Origin of the sequence: Pseudomonas sp. B21-032 (genome assembly GCF_024748965.1) — a bacterium.
Taxonomy (GTDB): domain Bacteria; phylum Pseudomonadota; class Gammaproteobacteria; order Pseudomonadales; family Pseudomonadaceae; genus Aquipseudomonas.
Genome location: NZ_CP087180.1, coordinates 3,157,145 through 3,172,347, shown reverse-complemented (window position 1 = coordinate 3,172,347; position 15,203 = coordinate 3,157,145). Strand labels below are relative to the sequence as shown.

The 15,203-nt window shown below is 64.8% G+C and carries 17 protein-coding genes and 2 riboswitches; of the genes, 11 read left to right on the top strand and 6 right to left on the bottom strand.

All coding sequences use genetic code 11. The annotated features are described in order from the left end of the window. Positions 1 to 3 precede the first annotated feature (3 nt). From LOY54_RS14670 to LOY54_RS14645, 6 genes are read left to right on the top strand one after another with little or no spacing between them, the layout of a single operon-like run. Entirely contained in the window at positions 4 to 480 is a 477-nt protein-coding gene (locus LOY54_RS14670; protein ID WP_045198311.1) for a prepilin-type N-terminal cleavage/methylation domain-containing protein, read from the top strand. 5 nt (positions 481 to 485) lie between these two features. Next, positions 486 to 860, top strand: coding sequence for a type II secretion system protein (locus LOY54_RS14665; RefSeq protein ID WP_093382267.1), 375 nt, complete (start codon positions 486 to 488; stop codon positions 858 to 860). Next, positions 835 to 1,365: a type II secretion system protein gene (locus tag LOY54_RS14660; protein ID WP_258606886.1), complete on the top strand. Its 531-nt coding sequence runs from the start codon at positions 835 to 837 to the stop codon at positions 1,363 to 1,365. The genes LOY54_RS14665 and LOY54_RS14660 overlap by 26 nt, the downstream gene beginning before the upstream one ends. Next, a complete protein-coding gene (gene csgE / locus LOY54_RS14655) occupies positions 1,362 to 1,757 on the top strand; it encodes a curli production assembly/transport protein CsgE (RefSeq protein WP_045198315.1) in 396 nt (131 codons plus the stop codon). Before LOY54_RS14660 ends, csgE begins: the two co-directional genes overlap by 4 nt. Beyond that, on the top strand, positions 1,754 to 2,173 hold the full coding sequence (locus LOY54_RS14650) for a curli assembly protein CsgF (protein ID WP_258606885.1): 420 nt from the start codon (positions 1,754 to 1,756) through the stop codon (positions 2,171 to 2,173). Before csgE ends, LOY54_RS14650 begins: the two co-directional genes overlap by 4 nt. Positions 2,174 to 2,201: 28 nt before the next feature. Next, positions 2,202 to 3,047: a CsgG/HfaB family protein gene (locus tag LOY54_RS14645; RefSeq protein WP_123566619.1), complete on the top strand. Its 846-nt coding sequence runs from the start codon at positions 2,202 to 2,204 to the stop codon at positions 3,045 to 3,047. Between the two features lie 5 nt (positions 3,048 to 3,052). On the opposite strand, the gene LOY54_RS14640 is transcribed toward LOY54_RS14645, so the two are convergent. Genes LOY54_RS14640 through LOY54_RS14620 form a run of 5 tightly spaced genes read right to left on the bottom strand, consistent with a single transcriptional unit; the run spans position 3,053 to position 5,409 of the window. Beyond that, entirely contained in the window at positions 3,053 to 3,298 is a 246-nt protein-coding gene (locus LOY54_RS14640; RefSeq protein WP_258606884.1) for a DUF1272 domain-containing protein, read from the bottom strand. 43 nt (positions 3,299 to 3,341) lie between these two features. Next, positions 3,342 to 4,088 (bottom strand): precorrin-4 C(11)-methyltransferase, encoded by a 747-nt coding sequence (gene cobM / locus LOY54_RS14635; RefSeq protein WP_045198321.1) that lies wholly within the window; start codon positions 4,086 to 4,088, stop codon positions 3,342 to 3,344. 30 nt (positions 4,089 to 4,118) lie between these two features. Further along, a complete protein-coding gene (locus LOY54_RS14630) occupies positions 4,119 to 4,517 on the bottom strand; it encodes a cobalamin biosynthesis protein (protein ID WP_258606883.1) in 399 nt (132 codons plus the stop codon). A 2-nt stretch (positions 4,518 to 4,519) separates the two neighbouring features. Next, the gene (locus tag LOY54_RS14625; protein ID WP_258606882.1) at positions 4,520 to 5,212 is read right to left on the bottom strand and encodes a CbtA family protein; all 693 of its coding nucleotides are present in this window, start codon (positions 5,210 to 5,212) and stop codon (positions 4,520 to 4,522) included. 11 nt (positions 5,213 to 5,223) lie between these two features. Then, a complete protein-coding gene (locus tag LOY54_RS14620) occupies positions 5,224 to 5,409 on the bottom strand; it encodes a CbtB domain-containing protein (protein ID WP_036995824.1) in 186 nt (61 codons plus the stop codon). A 97-nt stretch (positions 5,410 to 5,506) separates the two neighbouring features. Next, positions 5,507 to 5,733, bottom strand: a riboswitch (cobalamin riboswitch). 60 nt (positions 5,734 to 5,793) lie between these two features. Further along, positions 5,794 to 5,993, top strand: a riboswitch (cobalamin riboswitch). A 95-nt stretch (positions 5,994 to 6,088) separates the two neighbouring features. Between LOY54_RS14620 and cobW the strand changes: the two genes are divergently transcribed. From cobW to LOY54_RS14600, 4 genes are read left to right on the top strand one after another with little or no spacing between them, the layout of a single operon-like run. Further along, the gene (cobW, locus tag LOY54_RS14615) at positions 6,089 to 7,156 is read left to right on the top strand and encodes a cobalamin biosynthesis protein CobW (protein ID WP_045198466.1); all 1,068 of its coding nucleotides are present in this window, start codon (positions 6,089 to 6,091) and stop codon (positions 7,154 to 7,156) included. A gap of 3 nt (positions 7,157 to 7,159) precedes the next feature. Then, positions 7,160 to 10,918, top strand: a complete 3,759-nt coding sequence (cobN, locus tag LOY54_RS14610) for a cobaltochelatase subunit CobN (RefSeq protein ID WP_258606881.1) — start codon at positions 7,160 to 7,162, stop codon at positions 10,916 to 10,918. A 1-nt stretch (position 10,919) separates the two neighbouring features. Then, a complete protein-coding gene (locus tag LOY54_RS14605; protein ID WP_258606880.1) occupies positions 10,920 to 11,921 on the top strand; it encodes an ATP-binding protein in 1,002 nt (333 codons plus the stop codon). Beyond that, positions 11,846 to 12,586, top strand: coding sequence for a VWA domain-containing protein (locus LOY54_RS14600; RefSeq protein ID WP_258606878.1), 741 nt, complete (start codon positions 11,846 to 11,848; stop codon positions 12,584 to 12,586). Before LOY54_RS14605 ends, LOY54_RS14600 begins: the two co-directional genes overlap by 76 nt. A 111-nt stretch (positions 12,587 to 12,697) precedes the next feature. Here LOY54_RS14600 and LOY54_RS14595 read toward each other — a convergent pair whose 3' ends face one another. After that, on the bottom strand, positions 12,698 to 12,964 hold the full coding sequence (locus LOY54_RS14595) for a hypothetical protein (RefSeq protein WP_258606876.1): 267 nt from the start codon (positions 12,962 to 12,964) through the stop codon (positions 12,698 to 12,700). Positions 12,965 to 13,205: 241 nt separating this feature from the next. Here LOY54_RS14595 and LOY54_RS14590 point away from each other — a divergent pair, with 241 nt between their 5' ends. After that, positions 13,206 to 15,155 (top strand): pilus assembly protein N-terminal domain-containing protein, encoded by a 1,950-nt coding sequence (locus LOY54_RS14590; protein WP_258606874.1) that lies wholly within the window; start codon positions 13,206 to 13,208, stop codon positions 15,153 to 15,155. The last annotated feature ends 48 nt before the right edge of the window (positions 15,156 to 15,203 follow it).

The following is a 15,203-nucleotide window of genomic DNA, read 5'->3' as shown; positions in this document are numbered from 1 at the left end:
ATCATGAAACGCCCGATGGCAGGTTTCAGCCTGATCGAAGTGATGCTGACCCTGGCACTGCTCGGGTTGCTTGCCTCGATTGCCGCGCCGCTGACCGAAACCCTGGTGCGGCGCAACAAGGAGCAGGAGCTGCGCACCGCGCTGTACCAACTGCGCGATGCCATCGACGCCTACAAGCGCGCCTTCGACGCCGGCTATATCGAGAAGTCCCTCGACGCCAGCGGCTACCCGCCGAACCTGCAGGTGCTGGTCGATGGCGTGCGCGATGTGCGCAGTGCCAAGGGCGCCAAGTTCTACTTTCTGCGGCGCATTCCCCAGGACCCGCTGCTGGCCGCGCGCAAGGACGACGAGCAGGGCGGGTGGGGCCTGCGCGCCTACGACAGCCCGGCGCAGAGCCCGCGTGATGGTGAAGACGTTTTTGATGTGTACTCCCGGGCCCGCGGCAAGGGCCTCAACGGCATCGCCTACGGGCAGTGGTGAGCAGCATGAAACGCAACCAGGGCTTTACCTTGATCGAATTGCTGGTGGTGATGGCGATCATCGCCACGCTGATGACCATCGCCATGCCGCGCTACTTCAACAGCCTCGAGACCTCGCGCGAGGCCACCCTGCGCCAGAGCCTGGCGGTGATGCGCGAGGCGCTGGACCACTACTACGGCGACACCGGCCGCTACCCCGAGTCGCTGGAACAGTTGGTCGAGCAGCGCTACCTGCGCGGCGCGCCGCTGGACCCGATCACCGAACGCCGTGACGGCTGGCTGCTGGTGGCACCGCCTGAAGGCGTCGCCGGCGCCGTTGCCGACATCAAGAGCGGTTCAACCGGGAGGGCCCGTGATGGCAGCCTTTATGCCGAGTGGTAATGCCGGGCAGGCAGGCTTCACCTACCTGGGCGTGCTGTTGCTGATCGCCGTCACCGGCATGGCCCTGGCGGCCACCGGCACGCTGTGGTCGACCGTCGCCCAGCGCGAGCGCGAACGCGAACTGCTGTGGGTCGGCGGCCAGTACGCCCAGGCCCTGCGCAGCTACTTTCGCGCCTCACCTGGCCTGGCCCAATACCCGCAGAGCCTTGAGGAGCTGCTGGAGGATAGCCGTTACCCCAACCCCAAGCGGCACCTGCGCAAGTTGTACCCGGACCCGATCACCGCCAGCGATGACTGGGGCCTGCTGCGCTCGATCGACGGGCGCATCACCGGCGTCTACAGCCGCTCCCAGGGCCTGCCGCTCAAACGCACCGGCTTTGCCGGGCAATGGTCGGAGTTCGACGGCCTTGAGCACTACAGCGACTGGCAGTTCGTCGCCGAAAAGGCCTTCAACGAAAGCGCTGCCGGCGCACGCAAGGGCCTGGCCCAGGGAGCCGGGCAATGAACCGCCGCCTCAGTGCCCTGGCCCTGGCCCTGGTGCTGCTGGCCGGCACCGCCCGGGGCGGCGCCGAGGACGAGATGATGGGCTTTATCGTCGACAACACCATCTCGCACATCGGCCACGACTTCTATTACAGCTTTGCCGAGCGGCTGCGTGCCACCAGCCGCCTGGATTTCAACCTGGTGGTACGTGAACGACCCGACCCGCGCTGGGGCAGCCTGGTGACGGTCGAGTACGAGCAACGCGTGCTGTACCGGCGTTTTCTGCCACCCAACACCACTGAGCTTAAGGACGCCGCCTACGAGGCTGCGGACCTGGTCAAGGCGCAGATCATCCAGCGCAAGCTGCAGATGCTGCTGCAGGACACCACTGATCTGGAGAGGGACGAGCTATGAACAACAACAAAACCTGCAGCCTGGCCTCGCTGGTATTGCTGGCGAGCCTCGCCAGTGCAACCAGCGCCACGGAACTGGTCTACACCCCGGTCAACCCGGCGTTTGGCGGCAACCCGCTGAACGGCACCTGGCTGCTCAACAACGCCCAGGCGCAGAACGATCACGAAGACCCGGCCATCAAGGACCGCACCTCGGCCTTTGCCAGCACCTCGGCACTGGAGCGCTTCACCAGCCAGCTGGAGTCGCGCCTGCTCTCGCAACTGCTGACCAACATCAACAACGGCAACACCGGCAGCCTGCAGACCGACGCCTTCATCATCAACGTCATCGACGACTCGGGGGCCCTGAGCATTCAGGTGACCGACCGGGTAACCGGGGAAATCTCGGAAATTCAGGTCAACGGCCTGAACCCTTGAAGGGCCAGGACAACGGGGAGAAACAGCGATGAAACGAATTCTGAGCACACTGCTGATCCTGGCCGCCTTGCAAGGCTGCAGCCTGCGCGAACCGATGCCGGCCGAACAGGACAGCGAAAGCCCGACCCTGACGCCACGGGCCTCGACCTACTACGACCTGCTCAACATGCCGCGGCCCAAGGGCCGGCTGATGGCGGTGGTGTATGGTTTTCGCGACCAGACCGGGCAATACAAGCCGACCCCGGCCAGCTCGTTTTCCACCAGCGTCACCCAGGGCGCGGCGAGCATGCTGATGGATGCCCTGCAGGCCAGCGGCTGGTTCGTGGTGCTCGAGCGCGAAGGGCTGCAGAACCTGCTGACCGAACGCAAGATCATTCGCGCCTCGCAGAAAAAGCCCGACACCCCGGTGAATATCCAGGGCGAGCTGCCGCCGCTGCAGGCGGCCAACCTGATGCTCGAAGGCGGCATCATCGCCTACGACACCAACGTGCGCAGCGGCGGCGAGGGCGCGCGCTACCTGGGTATCGACCTGTCGCGCGAGTACCGGGTCGACCAGGTCTCGGTCAACCTGCGGGCGGTGGACGTGCGCAGCGGCCAGGTGCTGGCCAACGTCATGACCAGCAAGACCATCTACTCGGTCGGGCGCAGCGCCGGGGTGTTCAAGTTCATCGAATTCAAGAAGCTCCTGGAAGCCGAGGTCGGCTACACCACCAACGAGCCGGCGCAGCTGTGCGTGCTGTCGGCGATCGAGGCGGCGGTGGGGCACTTGCTGGCCCAGGGCATTGAACGGCGCCTGTGGCAGGTGGCGGGGGATGGCAGCGGCGACAAGGCGGTACTGGACAAATACCTGAGCCAGTACCAGAGCCCTGAGTGAGTGTGTCAGTGGCTGGGGCAGCCCTGTTCCTTGACGATGCGCTGGGTCGAGGCCGGGTTGTTGACCAGCTTGGCCGCCGAGCGCGCCGGGCGTCTGACCAGCTCACCGCCGCAATTGGGGCACTGGCCCTTGAGCTGACGTTCGTTGCAGTCACGGCAAAAGGTGCATTCGAACGAGCAGATCAACGCATCCGCGCTATCGCCGGGCAGGTCGCTGCCACAGCATTCACAGTTGGGGCGCAATTCGAGCATGGTCAGGTCCTCACAGGCGGAACGGAATCGTCAGTGTATACGCTCAGGGCCGATACAGGTGGGCGTGGCCAGCGCGGTACAGCGCCGACTCGCTGAAGCTGTCGTTGCCCAGCACCCGGCCTACCAGAATCAGCGCGGTACGGCGAAAGTCCTTGGCCGCCGCCAGCTCGACAATCGTCTCCAGGGTGCCCAGCACCCAGTCCTGGTCCGGCCAGGTTGCGCGGTGCACCACGGCAATTGGGCAGTCGCCACCATAGTGCGGGCGCAGCTCTTCGACGATTTTAGCCAGGTGCTTGACCCCCAGGTGCACCGCCAGGGTGGTCTGGTGGCGGGCCAGGTCGGCCAGTTGCTCGCCGGCCGGCATGGGTGATTTGTCGGCGTAGCGGGTGAGGATCACACTTTGGGCGATGTCCGGCAGGGTCAGCTCGCAGCCGAGCAGGGCGGCGCTGGCGGCCACGGCGGTGACGCCGGGGACGATCTCGTAGGGGATGCCCAGCTCGCGCAGGTAGCGGATCTGCTCACCGATGGCGCCATACAGGCTGGGGTCGCCACTGTGCACCCGGGCGACGTCCTGGCCATTGTCGTGGGCACTCTTGATGGCTTCGATGATCTGCGCCAGGTGCAGTTCGGCGCTGTTGATCAGGGTTTCGGCGCGGTGACCCTCCAGCACTGCGGCGGGCACCAGGGAGCCGGCGTAGATGATCACCGGGCAGCGCTGGATCAGGCGCTGGCCCTTGACGGTGATCAGCTGCGGATCGCCGGGGCCGGCGCCGATGAAATAGACGGTCATGGGGTGTCCTTACGGGTAAAGGGCTGATTATCAGCGAAAACCGCTGGTGCAGGCCAATGCCAGGCTGGCGTCGGCCTGCAAGGTGCGAATGACCAGCAGCCGGGCCGGCCCGCCAAGCTGCTCGGCCAGGGCCAGGGCGGCGCTCTCGGCCACGCCATAACAGCCGCTGTGCTGGAAGGCTACCGCAGAGCGATGGCTCAGCTGTGATTCGAAAGCGGCCAGCTGCGCCGCACTGTAGAACCGCAGCGGCACGCCCAGGCGCCGGGCCAGTTCATGCAGGCCGGGTTCGTCGTGCTTGAGGTCGATGCTGGCAAGGCCCATGACCGCGCCGGGCGGCAGGTCATGGGCGAGCAGGGTGCGGGTGAGCAGCTCGCTCAGGGCATCGGCCGGGCAGCCGCGACGGCAACCCAGGCCGAGGTACAACTGCATCCTCAGGCCTGACTCGAACGGCGGTACAGCCAGGCGCTGATCAGCCCCAGGGCCAGCCAGAACGCGGCGTTGGTCAGCAGCGAGGCGACCTTGAACTCGGCTTCCAGGGCTTCTGGGGCGAGCATCTGGTGGACTTCAGGCTGCGGCGCGCCAATCACGTGAGGCACCACCAGCAACACTGCACCGACTATCTTCAGCAGCCAGTTGTGGGCGAATACGATCAAGGCCAGACCGACGGCGGTGGCGGCAGCCGTGCCGACCCACCAGGCTTGGCGCTGGGCCAGGTCGGCGGCAGCAGTACCCGGCAGCTCTGGGGGCAGGCCCAGGGTCGGCGCCAGGCAGAACACGGCAAAACCGCCCAGGCCCCAGAGCGCGCCGCTGATCACGCTCTTCGGTGCGCGCAGGGTGTAGAGCGCGGCGAGGATCAGGGCGAAACCGACCGCCACCACCAGGTTGCCGCCGGTGGTCGACAGCACCCGCTGCCAGCCGTCTTCCGGCGACCAGGCTTCGCTGTCGTGATGATGCTCGGCGGTCCCGGCCGCATGTTCATGGGGCGCCTCGACCGCAGGCGCGGCGCTTTCATAGGTTTCCGCCTGGAGAATCAACGGCGCGACCCAGAAGCTTTGCAGCAGGGTCAGCAGCAGGGCGGCCAGCAGGCCGGTAAAGCCTGCGGTACTGGCAATACGCTTGATCATCGGGGCAGCACTCAGTGGCAAGGGAAGGCGGCGCTGTGGCGGGTATCGTGGGCAGCGTTGTGCACCGCTTCGATGTGCGAGAAACCGGCGAAGTACACCAGGCACAGGCCCAGCAGCGAGGCGCCGACAGCAACCAGCAGGCGCTGGCTGAGGCTTGACGGGGTAACGGCTTGGTTAATGGCGGTACTGGTACGCATGGCGCTTTCCTCTTGGTGTTGTCGGCAACAGGCAAGCGCAGCGAACCCCTGCGCGGCGTTCGCCCAGGGGTTGTAACAGCGCCCGCCCACCGCGGGTTTGTTCGGTCAAGCGTTGGGCCGGTCTCCGGGCTGGTGAGGGTTGGCCGCTGGCCACACCACAGGCGTCACCTTCCCATGCCAGACAGCGGGCACAGTGGCTCTGACGCTTTTCTCACTTACCGTTGCGGGGGCAGCACCGGACTTGCCATACACCCTATAAAAAGCGTACGACGCACCGGTTTCCCAGTTTCACCCTCAAGGGGCACCCAAACGAATGGCGTTAGCAAATCACGGGCGCGGGCAGGCGTCAATCGTGACAGCAGTTGACCGCTCACCGGGCACTGCGTAGCCTAGCCGCTTCGAGGTTCTTCGGCGCTGGCCGAAGCTAAGACGGGAACGCGGTTCAAGCCGCGGCTGCCCCCGCAACTGTAAGCATTGAAGGGTTCGACACAGCCACTGCAGCACGTGCGGGAAGGCGTCGTTCGACTGGCCACGGCGCCGGTGCAATGCAAGCCAGGAGACCTGCCTCGAACAGTTTCCGACATTCAACCGGGCGGGGTGATCCGGTGGCGAACAGGCCAGGTGCACAACACCTTTGGCGCTCGTCCCGCATGCCCGCCATCCTGCCAAGGGCATCGAAATGAAAACACTGGCCAAACTCCCCGTCACCATCGTTACCGGCTTCCTCGGCTCGGGCAAGACCACGCTGCTGCGGCACATGCTCGACAACGCCCAGGGGCGGCGCATCGCGGTGATCGTCAACGAGTTTGGCGAGCTGGGCATCGACGGCGAAATCCTCAAGCAATGCAGCATCGGCTGCACTGAAGAAGAGGCCAGCGGCCGCGTCTATGAGCTGGCCAACGGCTGCCTGTGCTGCACCGTGCAGGAAGAGTTCTTCCCGGTGATGCGCGAGCTGGTGGCGCGTCGCGGCGACCTCGACCATATCCTCATCGAAACCAGCGGCCTGGCCCTGCCCAAGCCCCTGGTACAAGCCTTCCAGTGGCCAGAAATCCGTAACGCCTGCACCGTTGATGCGGTGATCACCGTGGTCGACAGCCCGGCGGTTGCCGCCGGCACCTTTGCCGCCTACCCGGAGCAGGTCGATGCGCAGCGCAAGCTCGACCCCAACCTTGACCACGAATCGCCACTGCACGAGCTGTTCGCCGACCAGCTGGCCAGCGCCGACCTGGTGGTGCTGAACAAGGCCGACCTGATCGCCGCCGACGACCTGGCCAAGGTTCGCGCTGAAGTCGAAGAAGAGCTGCCGCCGGCGGTCAAGGTGATCGAAGCCAGCAGCGGCCGCCTGCCGCTGGAAGTGTTGCTGGGCCTGGGCGCCGAATCCGAGGCGCACATCGATGGCCGCCGCACCCACCACGACTCGCACCACGACGGTGACGATCACGACGACCATGACCACGACGCCTTCGACTCGATCTCCATCGAGCTGCCGCAAGCCGACGAAAGCCTGCTGCTCGACGCCCTGACCCAACTGGTGGTGCAACACGGTATCCTGCGGGTCAAAGGTTTTGCGGCGATCCCGGGCAAGCCGATGCGCCTGCTGATCCAGGGCGTAGGCACCCGTTTCGACAAGCACTTCGACCGTGCCTGGCGCAGCGAAGAGCCGCGCACCACGCGCCTGGTGCTGATCGGCCAGGAGCTGGATGCGCCGCAGCTGCAAGCGAGCCTGCGCGCCGCCCTGGGCGCTTGACCCATGCACCTGCTGCGGACCCAGCCCGGTGGTTTTGTACCGGACGACAGCATTGCCGACCTCGGCCAGACCCCGGCCGAGCTGGTAATCCTCTGCAGCGGTGACTCACACCTGGCGCTGCTGGCCGAAACCGCCCAGCAGTTGCCCGAGGATTTCCCCAGCCTGCGTCTGGCCAACCCCATGCAGGTACAGAATCATGCCTCGGTCGACCTGTATGTCGACCAGGTGCTGCGCCATGCCAAGGTCATCCTGGTGTCGCTGCACGGCGGCGTCGGTTACTGGCGCTATGGTGTGGAGCAACTGCTGGAACTGGCCGCGCGTGGCGTGCAGTTGATCCTGGTGCCCGGCGACGACCGCCCTGACCCGGAACTGACCCGCCTGAGCACGGTGGCGGCCGAGCAGGGCGAACGGCTCTGGCACTTTTTGCGCCAGGGCGGCAAGGCCAATGCCCTTAACCTGTTCAACTGCCTGGCCAGCCAGTACCTGCAGCGCGACTACCCGTGGAGCGAACCGCAGCAACTGCCGCGCACCGCGGTGTACCACCCGCGCAAGGCCGCTGCGGCGCTGCAGGACTGGTTCGGCGAGTGGCAGGTCGAGCAGCCGGTGGTGCCGATCCTGTTCTACCGCTCGCACCTGCAGGCGGCCAACACGGCCTTTATCGATACCTTCTGCCAGCGTTTGCAACTGGCCGGGCTCAACCCCTTGCCGATCGCCGTGGCCAGCCTCAAGGAGGCCGGTTGCCTGCAGCAGGTCGAAGACTGGCTGGACCAGGTCGACGCTGCGCTGATCATCAACACCACAGGCTTTGCCCAGTCCAGCCCCGAGCAGCCGCACCTGCGCCCGTTTCGCCGCGACATCCCGGTGTTACAAGCGATCTGCGCCCAGGACAACGAACCGGCCTGGCAGGCCAGCGAGCAGGGCCTGGGTGCCCGTGACCTGGCCATGCACATCGCCTTGCCGGAGCTGGACGGGCGCATCATCACCCGCCCGGTCAGCTTCAAGGACCTGGCCTGGCGCAGCGAGCGCAGCCAGTCCGACGTGGTCTGCTACCGCGCCCAGCCCGAACGCATGGACTTTGTCGCCGAGCTGGCGCGGCGCTGGTGTGCGCTGGCGCAGATACCCAACGGGCAGAAGCGCGTGGCGCTGATCCTCGCCAATTACCCGACCCGCGATGGTCGCATCGGCAATGGCGTGGGCCTCGATACCCCGGCGGCGGCGCTGAACATACTGCGCGCCTTGCAGGCCCAGGGCTATCCGCTGGCGCCCTTGCCCGACAGCGGCACGGCGCTGATCCAGGCCTTGCTCGGCGGCGTCAGCAATGACCTGGACAGCCTTGACCTGCGCCCGTGCATGCAGAGCATGGCCCTGGACGATTACCTGGCGGCCTTTGCTACCTTGCCCGAGGCCAACCAGATCGCTGTGCGCGAGCGCTGGGGCGAACCGAGCCAGGACCCGATGTGGCGCAGCGGGCGGATGATGATCGCCGGCCTGCGCTACGGCCTGACTTTTGTCGGCATCCAGCCGGCCCGTGGCTACCAGTTGGACCAGAGCGCGGTCTATCACGACCCGGACCTGGTGCCGCCGCATGGCTACCTGGCGTTCTATTTCTGGCTGCGCCATGGCTTTGCCGCTGATGCGCTGATCCATGTCGGCAAGCATGGCAACCTGGAATGGCTGCCAGGCAAGGGCGTCGGGCTGTCCGATAGCTGCTGGCCGGACGCCTTGCTCGGGCCGCTGCCGAACATTTACCCGTTTATCGTCAACGATCCGGGCGAGGGCGCCCAGGCCAAGCGCCGTACCCAGGCGGTGATCATCGACCACCTGATGCCGCCGCTGACCCGCGCCGAAACCTACGGGCCGTTGCGCCACCTGGAGCTGCTGGCCGACGAGTACTACGAGGCGCAGTTGCTCGATCCGCGCCGGGCCCGCGAGCTGCAGCGCGACATCCTGGCGCTGGTGCGCGACAACCATATCGATCGCGAACTGCAGATCGAAGGCGCCCTGGACGATGCCGCGATCTGGCTGCCACGCCTGGACACCTATCTGTGCGACCTCAAGGAATCGCAGATCCGCGATGGCCTGCATGTGTTCGGTGAGTCGCCAACCGGGCGCCTGCGTATCGACACCTTGCTGGCGCTTTTGCGGGTGGAACGCGGTGATGGGCGCGGGGCCAACGGCAGTTTGTTGCGGGCCTTGGCCAAGGCGCTGAACCTGGGCTTCGACCCGCTCGATTGCGACCTCGGCCAGCCCTGGCAGGGCCCTCGGCCCGCACTCCTGGCGACATTAGACGAAGCCTGGCGCACCGCCGGCGATACTCGCGAGCGCCTTGAACTGTACGCTAGCCAGCTGATCGAGCAGAGCCTCGATGGCAGCGTGCAGCTGGTCGGCGGCCCCGAATGGGCGCAGGTGCAGGCGATTCTCGACGCGCTGGCGCAGCAGGTCGCGCCGCAACTGGACAGCTGCGGTCCGGCAGAAATGCACGGCTTGCTGGCGGCTCTCGACGGTCGCTTCGTGCCTGCCGGCCCCAGTGGTGCGCCAAGCCGCGGGCGCCTGGACGTACTACCGACCGGGCGCAATTTCTATACCGTCGATGTGCGCAACCTGCCGACCACCACCGCCTGGCGCATCGGTTTTGCTTCGGCCAACCTGATCCTCGAACGCCATTTGCAAGACCATGGCGATCACCTGCGCCAGCTCGGCCTTTCAGTGTGGGGCACGGCGACCATGCGCACTGGCGGCGACGATATCGCCCAGGCCATGGCCCTGCTTGGCGTGCGGCCGGTGTGGGCCAGCGGCAGCCAGCGCGTCGACGACTTCGAAATCCTGCCCTTGAGCCTGCTCGACCGGCCACGGGTGGATGTCACCTTGCGCGTCTCAGGGTTCTTCCGCGATGCTTTTGGCAACCTGATCAAGCTGTTCGATGCGGCGGTGCAAGCGGTGGCGGCGCTGGATGAGCCGGATGAGCTCAATCCGCTGGCGGCCAAGGTCCGTAGCGAGCGCGCAGAACTGCTGGCCCAGGGCCTGGACGCCGAACGGGCCGCTCGCCAGGCCGGCTGGCGGGTGTTCGGGGCCAAGCCGGGCGCTTATGGCGCCGGCGTGCAGAATGCCATCGACGGACGGCTGTGGAATGACCGTCAGGACCTCGCCGAGGTCTACTTGAATCACGGTGGCTATGCCTATGGCACCGCCGATGACGGCACGCCGGCGCGCGCCGATTTTGCCCGGCGCCTGAGCCAGGTGCAGGCGGTGGTGCAAAATCAGGACAACCACGAGCACGACCTGCTCGATTCCAATGACTACTACCAGTTCCAGGGCGGCATGCTCGCCGCCGTGGAGAGCCTGGGCGGCAGCAGGGTGGCCAGTTATCACGGCGACCACAGCCAGCCGGACCGGCCGCGCATCCGCACCCTGAAAGAAGAGCTGAACCGGGTGATCCGCGCCCGGGCGCTGAACCCCAAGTGGATCGACGGGGTCAAGCGTCACGGCTATAAAGGTGCCTTCGAGCTGGCTGCCACCGTCGACAACCTGTTCGCTTTCGATGCCACCACGCAGTTGATCGACGACCACCATTACCAGTCGCTGGCCGACGCCTATGTGCTCGACGACGCGACCCGCGACTTTATCCGCCAGCACAACCCCGAAGCCTTGCGCGACATCACCGAGCGCCTGCTCGAAGCCCAGCAGCGCGGGCTCTGGCAGGAGCCGGGCGACTACCGTGAAGCCCTGGAAGAACAGCTGCTGGACGGCGAAGAAGAGAATTGAGATGAGCGAACCTGCACATTTTCCCCTGGCTGCCGTGGTCGGCGCCGATGAGCTGAAACTGGCGCTGTGCCTGACCGCCATCGACCCGAAGATCGGCGGCGTGCTGATCGAAGGCCCGCGCGGTATGGCCAAGAGCACCCTGGCCCGGGGCCTGGCTGATTTGCTCGGCGAAGGGCCGTTCGTGACCCTGCCGCTGGGTGCCAGTGAAGAGCGCCTGGTCGGCACCCTCGACCTGGATGCGGCGCTGGGCCAGGGCAAGGCGCAGTTTTCCCCCGGGGTGCTGGCCAAGGCCGATGGCGGCGTGCTCTATGTGGATGAAGTCAATCTTCTGGCGGATCATCTGGTCGACCTGTTGCTGGACGTGGCTGCCAGTGGCACCAACCGGGTCGAGCGCGACGGAATTTCCCACCGCCATAGCGCCCGATTCGTGTTGATTGGCACCATGAACCCGGAGGAAGGCGAGTTGCGCCCGCAGTTGCTCGATCGCTTCGGCCTCAATGTGGTGCTCGAAGGCCAGCCGCTGCCTGAAGCCCGTGGCCAGATCATTCGCCGCCGACTGGATTTCGACAGTGATCCCGAGGCCTTTTGCGCCCAATGGGCGCCTGCTCAGGCGGCCCTGCGCGAGCGTTGTCATGGTGCTCGCGAGCGCTTGGCGCAGATTGCCCTGGACGACCAGGCCCTGGCGCAGATTACCCAGCGCTGTTTTGCTGCGGGCGTTGATGGCCTGCGCGCCGACCTGGTCTGGCTGCGCGCCGCCCGCGCCCATGCAGCCTGGCGCGGTGCTCAGGTAATCGAGGCTGAGGATATCGATGCGGTGGCCGAGTTCGCCTTGCGCCATAGGCGTCGCGAAGCGCCAGCGCCACAACCGCAAGCGCCAGATAACGGTGCCGCGCTGCCGCCTGCGGCCGGGCAGCAAGGCCAGGGCCAATGGGGCGAATTACCGCCGCAAGCCACACCGAGCGGCGCCCGGCGCGAGGTGCCGAGCTGGGCAAAAAAGCCCTGAGCATCCGCCGCCGCAGCAGCGCGGATGCCAGACCCCGGCCCGGAGCACTTGCCGCAGGCCCGCGTGGGCGCAGCAAACAGGCGGCATCTGGCGCGGTGGCCTGGCCGGCCACCTTGCTCAAGGGCCGGCCGCGCACGCGCAAAGAGCTGTGCTGGCAACAGCGCACGGCCAGCACCCATGAGCTTTGGCTGGTGATTGTCGATGCGTCGGCGTCGACCCGCCGACACCAGGCGCTGAGCCGGGCCAAGGGCATGCTGGCGACTTTCTTCGACCAGGCCTACCGCAACCGCGCGCGCTTGACCCTGCTCACCGCCAGCGGCAATGCACCACACTGGCAGCGACACGGGCTCAAGGCTTCGGCGAGCTTGCAGCCATGGCTTGAGGCGTTGGGGGCGGGGGGCGGAACGCCATTGCTGGCGGCACTGGCGCAGGCACGGGACTGGCTGCAGGAGCGTCAGCGGCGTTATCCGGCAGAACTGCAACGTTGCCTGATTGTCACCGATGGCCGGCTCAAGGCCTGGGAGGCGCTGCAGCCGCTGCCGTGCCAAGCGTTGCTGGTAGATATCGAAAGTTCGCCGGTAAAGCTCGGCAGGGCGCAGTTACTTGCACAACAACTGCATGCCGATTACCAGCATCTGGAAACGCTGGCAGTACTCGGCAAATAACCAGGCATCAATAAATACAACTGCGGCCAAGTGTCGCAGTTTATCCGGCGAGTTATAACAACGTTACCAAAGACGGGCGCCTGGGCCGCGCCTTTGGTAATTAACCGGTCGTTACTTGGGCATCGACCAAGGCTGCAAGTCATAACCTTTTTCGCTCAGCTCGGCGCGCACTTGCTCGATCAGATCAGCCCACTGGGCGGGGTCGGAGTAGGTGCTGCTCGGCACCTGCTTGCTGCCAATGCGGGTACTGGTCCGGTCGATAACTGCCAGGCTTAGTTCACCGGTGCCATTGGGCGCATCCCAGGCAACACACTGGAAAGGTTCGAAGGCGTGGTCGGCAATCAGCAGTGCTTCGTTGACACGGAGCGGGGCGTTCATGGGTTCGGTCTCTCTGTGGGCCCAAACATCGAATATAACCGCATGCGTGTTTGCGTAGCGGTAAGTTACTTGTACTGATGCCCCCGACCGGGGGGCAAGTCACACTTCTTTTAAAAATAGTTGAATACCGCTCATCGGTTGATGACGGGGTACCTGGCATTTTTGTCAGTAGCGGCCAGGTCAGGAGCGGCGTTGAATAGGGCCAGCCACAGCGCTTATGCGCCAATGACTGGAGGATGGAATGCGCCAAGGTGTATTAACCCAGCAACTTTTGCCGGCGCCTGTCGTACTTGAAGCCGTTGGCAACAACCTCGCCGATAACCTTGAGCGTGCGACGGTACAAATCCCGGTGTATGCGCAAATGGCCGCCAACCAGCTGGTGCGAATGATCTGGGATGGACGGCGGGAAAACAATCAGCACTATGTGCATACCGAGGATCGGATCGTTGACGCCGACAGGGTGGGAGAGCCTATCGATTTCGTCGTGCTGGCCGAACATATCGCCCCGCTCAACAAGGGCCTGTTGATGGTGCGGTATCGTGTATTTGACTTTGAAACCGACTGGCACGAATCTGACCAGCTGGATCTGGAAGTCGGGCGCACAGACCTGGTGCTGTCTCCCCCTTTGGTAGACGAAGCCAAGGAGGGCAGGCTGGATCCAATCGGTCTGACAACCGCTACTGTGCGCGTGGTTGTCTACGATGGCATGTTAGTTGGACAAAGGGTTTATCTGGAGTGCCTTCGAACAAGTGGCGGGGGCAGCTATCTGAGGGACAAGGAGGTGACCGTCTTAACGGACCTGACCTTTGACCTGCCTGTCGAATTCATTACTCCGACCATCGGCCAAAATATTCTGTTCCGATACTGGGTGGTGGAGCCAGGTGTACGGACCCGGCACTCACAGTTACTGTCGTTATGGGTCAGGCTTGAGACTCTGGAACTACAGCAGCCCTGCGTTACTCAGGCCACGGGGGGACAGCTTGATCCTTTGCAAGCGTTATCCGGGGTAAACATCAAGGTTGGTTACCCGCACATGACTGTGCAGGAAAACATTACCTTGAACTGGACCGGCTCGGCCATTGGATCGACCATTAGCGAACCGCTCAGGGGAGATCCTCGCGGTGAAGTCGAATTTACCCTTGCCCCTGAGCTTGTGGGCGCAAACATAGGGCCCAGCTTGCGCACGGTACAGGTCCGCTATGACGTCGAGCGCCTGGGCGGCGGGGCACAGCGGTCGCCGCTGTTGAGTCTGGGCATACGGCCCCTGGCAGGGCTGGCGCAGCCCGCCGTCGCCGGTGTGATTGGAACGACACTGGACCTTGATCGAGTAACCGACAATCCCCTGGTATCGATAATGCGGTGGAATTTCGCCCACGCAGGGCAACGCGTGTGGCTGCGTTGTCATGGCACCAAGCTCAACGGTGATGCCGATGTTATCGAGTTGGGCAGCGCCGCCGAGGTGAATGAAGGCGAAGCCGCAAATGGCCTGAGCAGGGCGATCGCGCGCAACCGTCTGGTGCTTCTGCGGGATAACTCCGAACTACGGGTGGAATTCAAAGTCAGCTTCGCGCGCACGCAACAAGAAGCCGACGCGGTTACCTTCCCCTTGCTCCGCCTGACGCTGCGTACGGGTCTTAGCATTGCCCCAGAGCTCCTGGTGTTGAACGGTCCGGCAGTCCGGGTGACGAAAAACTGGCAACAGACCAGGGACTTTTCTGGCAACACTTCGCAGCGCCAGCCTACGGGTGGCCAACCGCCGTATACCTATGTCGCCGGTAACCCCGAGATAGCCGCTGTGGATCAACAGGGGAAAGTCACCGGCATGGGCAACGGGACAACCACCATCACGGTTCGCGATGCTAACCAGCGCAGCGTTGCCTACACGGTGCAGGTGTCGAACATACGCTGGCTCAATGTCGACGAGCTCTCCACGTCCTATGCGACCGGCTTGCAATTGATGCAGAGTCGGGGCGGCAGCCCGGTGCAGGCGGATGATGAAGCGTTGTTGCTGGGCCACTATGCGCAGCCGTTTCCATCGCTGATGCGGCGCTTCTTCTTCATGTTTACCAACGGTCAATGCCCCGGAGCCGAGCGCGTCTATGAAGTGGGCTCGGCTAATACCTTTCGCTGCAATTCCCGCTCTATCAATGCGGGCGGTTGGTTTCTGACAAGCACAAGGCCCGCTAACTGAATCGGGTATGGGACATTAAAACGATTCTCCACCGAGCAAAGAGGTGCA

Excerpts from the sequence above, each read along its gene's own strand:
- LOY54_RS14595 (WP_258606876.1), bottom strand. The coding sequence starts at position 12,964 with ATGAACGCCCCGCTCCGTGTCAACGAAGCACTGCTGATTGCCGACCAC.
- cobW (WP_045198466.1), top strand. The coding sequence starts at position 6,089 with ATGAAAACACTGGCCAAACTCCCCGTCACCATCGTTACCGGCTTCCTC.
- cobM (WP_045198321.1), bottom strand. The coding sequence starts at position 4,088 with ATGACCGTCTATTTCATCGGCGCCGGCCCCGGCGATCCGCAGCTGATC.
- LOY54_RS14660 (WP_258606886.1), top strand. The coding sequence starts at position 835 with ATGGCAGCCTTTATGCCGAGTGGTAATGCCGGGCAGGCAGGCTTCACC.
- LOY54_RS14600 (WP_258606878.1), top strand. The coding sequence starts at position 11,846 with ATGGGGCGAATTACCGCCGCAAGCCACACCGAGCGGCGCCCGGCGCGA.
- LOY54_RS14605 (WP_258606880.1), top strand. The coding sequence starts at position 10,920 with ATGAGCGAACCTGCACATTTTCCCCTGGCTGCCGTGGTCGGCGCCGAT.
- LOY54_RS14665 (WP_093382267.1), top strand. The coding sequence starts at position 486 with ATGAAACGCAACCAGGGCTTTACCTTGATCGAATTGCTGGTGGTGATG.
- LOY54_RS14670 (WP_045198311.1), top strand. The coding sequence starts at position 4 with ATGAAACGCCCGATGGCAGGTTTCAGCCTGATCGAAGTGATGCTGACC.
- LOY54_RS14625 (WP_258606882.1), bottom strand. The coding sequence starts at position 5,212 with ATGATCAAGCGTATTGCCAGTACCGCAGGCTTTACCGGCCTGCTGGCC.
- LOY54_RS14630 (WP_258606883.1), bottom strand. The coding sequence starts at position 4,517 with ATGCAGTTGTACCTCGGCCTGGGTTGCCGTCGCGGCTGCCCGGCCGAT.
- LOY54_RS14645 (WP_123566619.1), top strand. The coding sequence starts at position 2,202 with ATGAAACGAATTCTGAGCACACTGCTGATCCTGGCCGCCTTGCAAGGC.
- LOY54_RS14640 (WP_258606884.1), bottom strand. The coding sequence starts at position 3,298 with ATGCTCGAATTGCGCCCCAACTGTGAATGCTGTGGCAGCGACCTGCCC.
- LOY54_RS14620 (WP_036995824.1), bottom strand. The coding sequence starts at position 5,409 with ATGCGTACCAGTACCGCCATTAACCAAGCCGTTACCCCGTCAAGCCTC.
- cobN (WP_258606881.1), top strand. The coding sequence starts at position 7,160 with ATGCACCTGCTGCGGACCCAGCCCGGTGGTTTTGTACCGGACGACAGC.
- csgE (WP_045198315.1), top strand. The coding sequence starts at position 1,362 with ATGAACCGCCGCCTCAGTGCCCTGGCCCTGGCCCTGGTGCTGCTGGCC.
- LOY54_RS14650 (WP_258606885.1), top strand. The coding sequence starts at position 1,754 with ATGAACAACAACAAAACCTGCAGCCTGGCCTCGCTGGTATTGCTGGCG.
- LOY54_RS14590 (WP_258606874.1), top strand. The coding sequence starts at position 13,206 with ATGCGCCAAGGTGTATTAACCCAGCAACTTTTGCCGGCGCCTGTCGTA.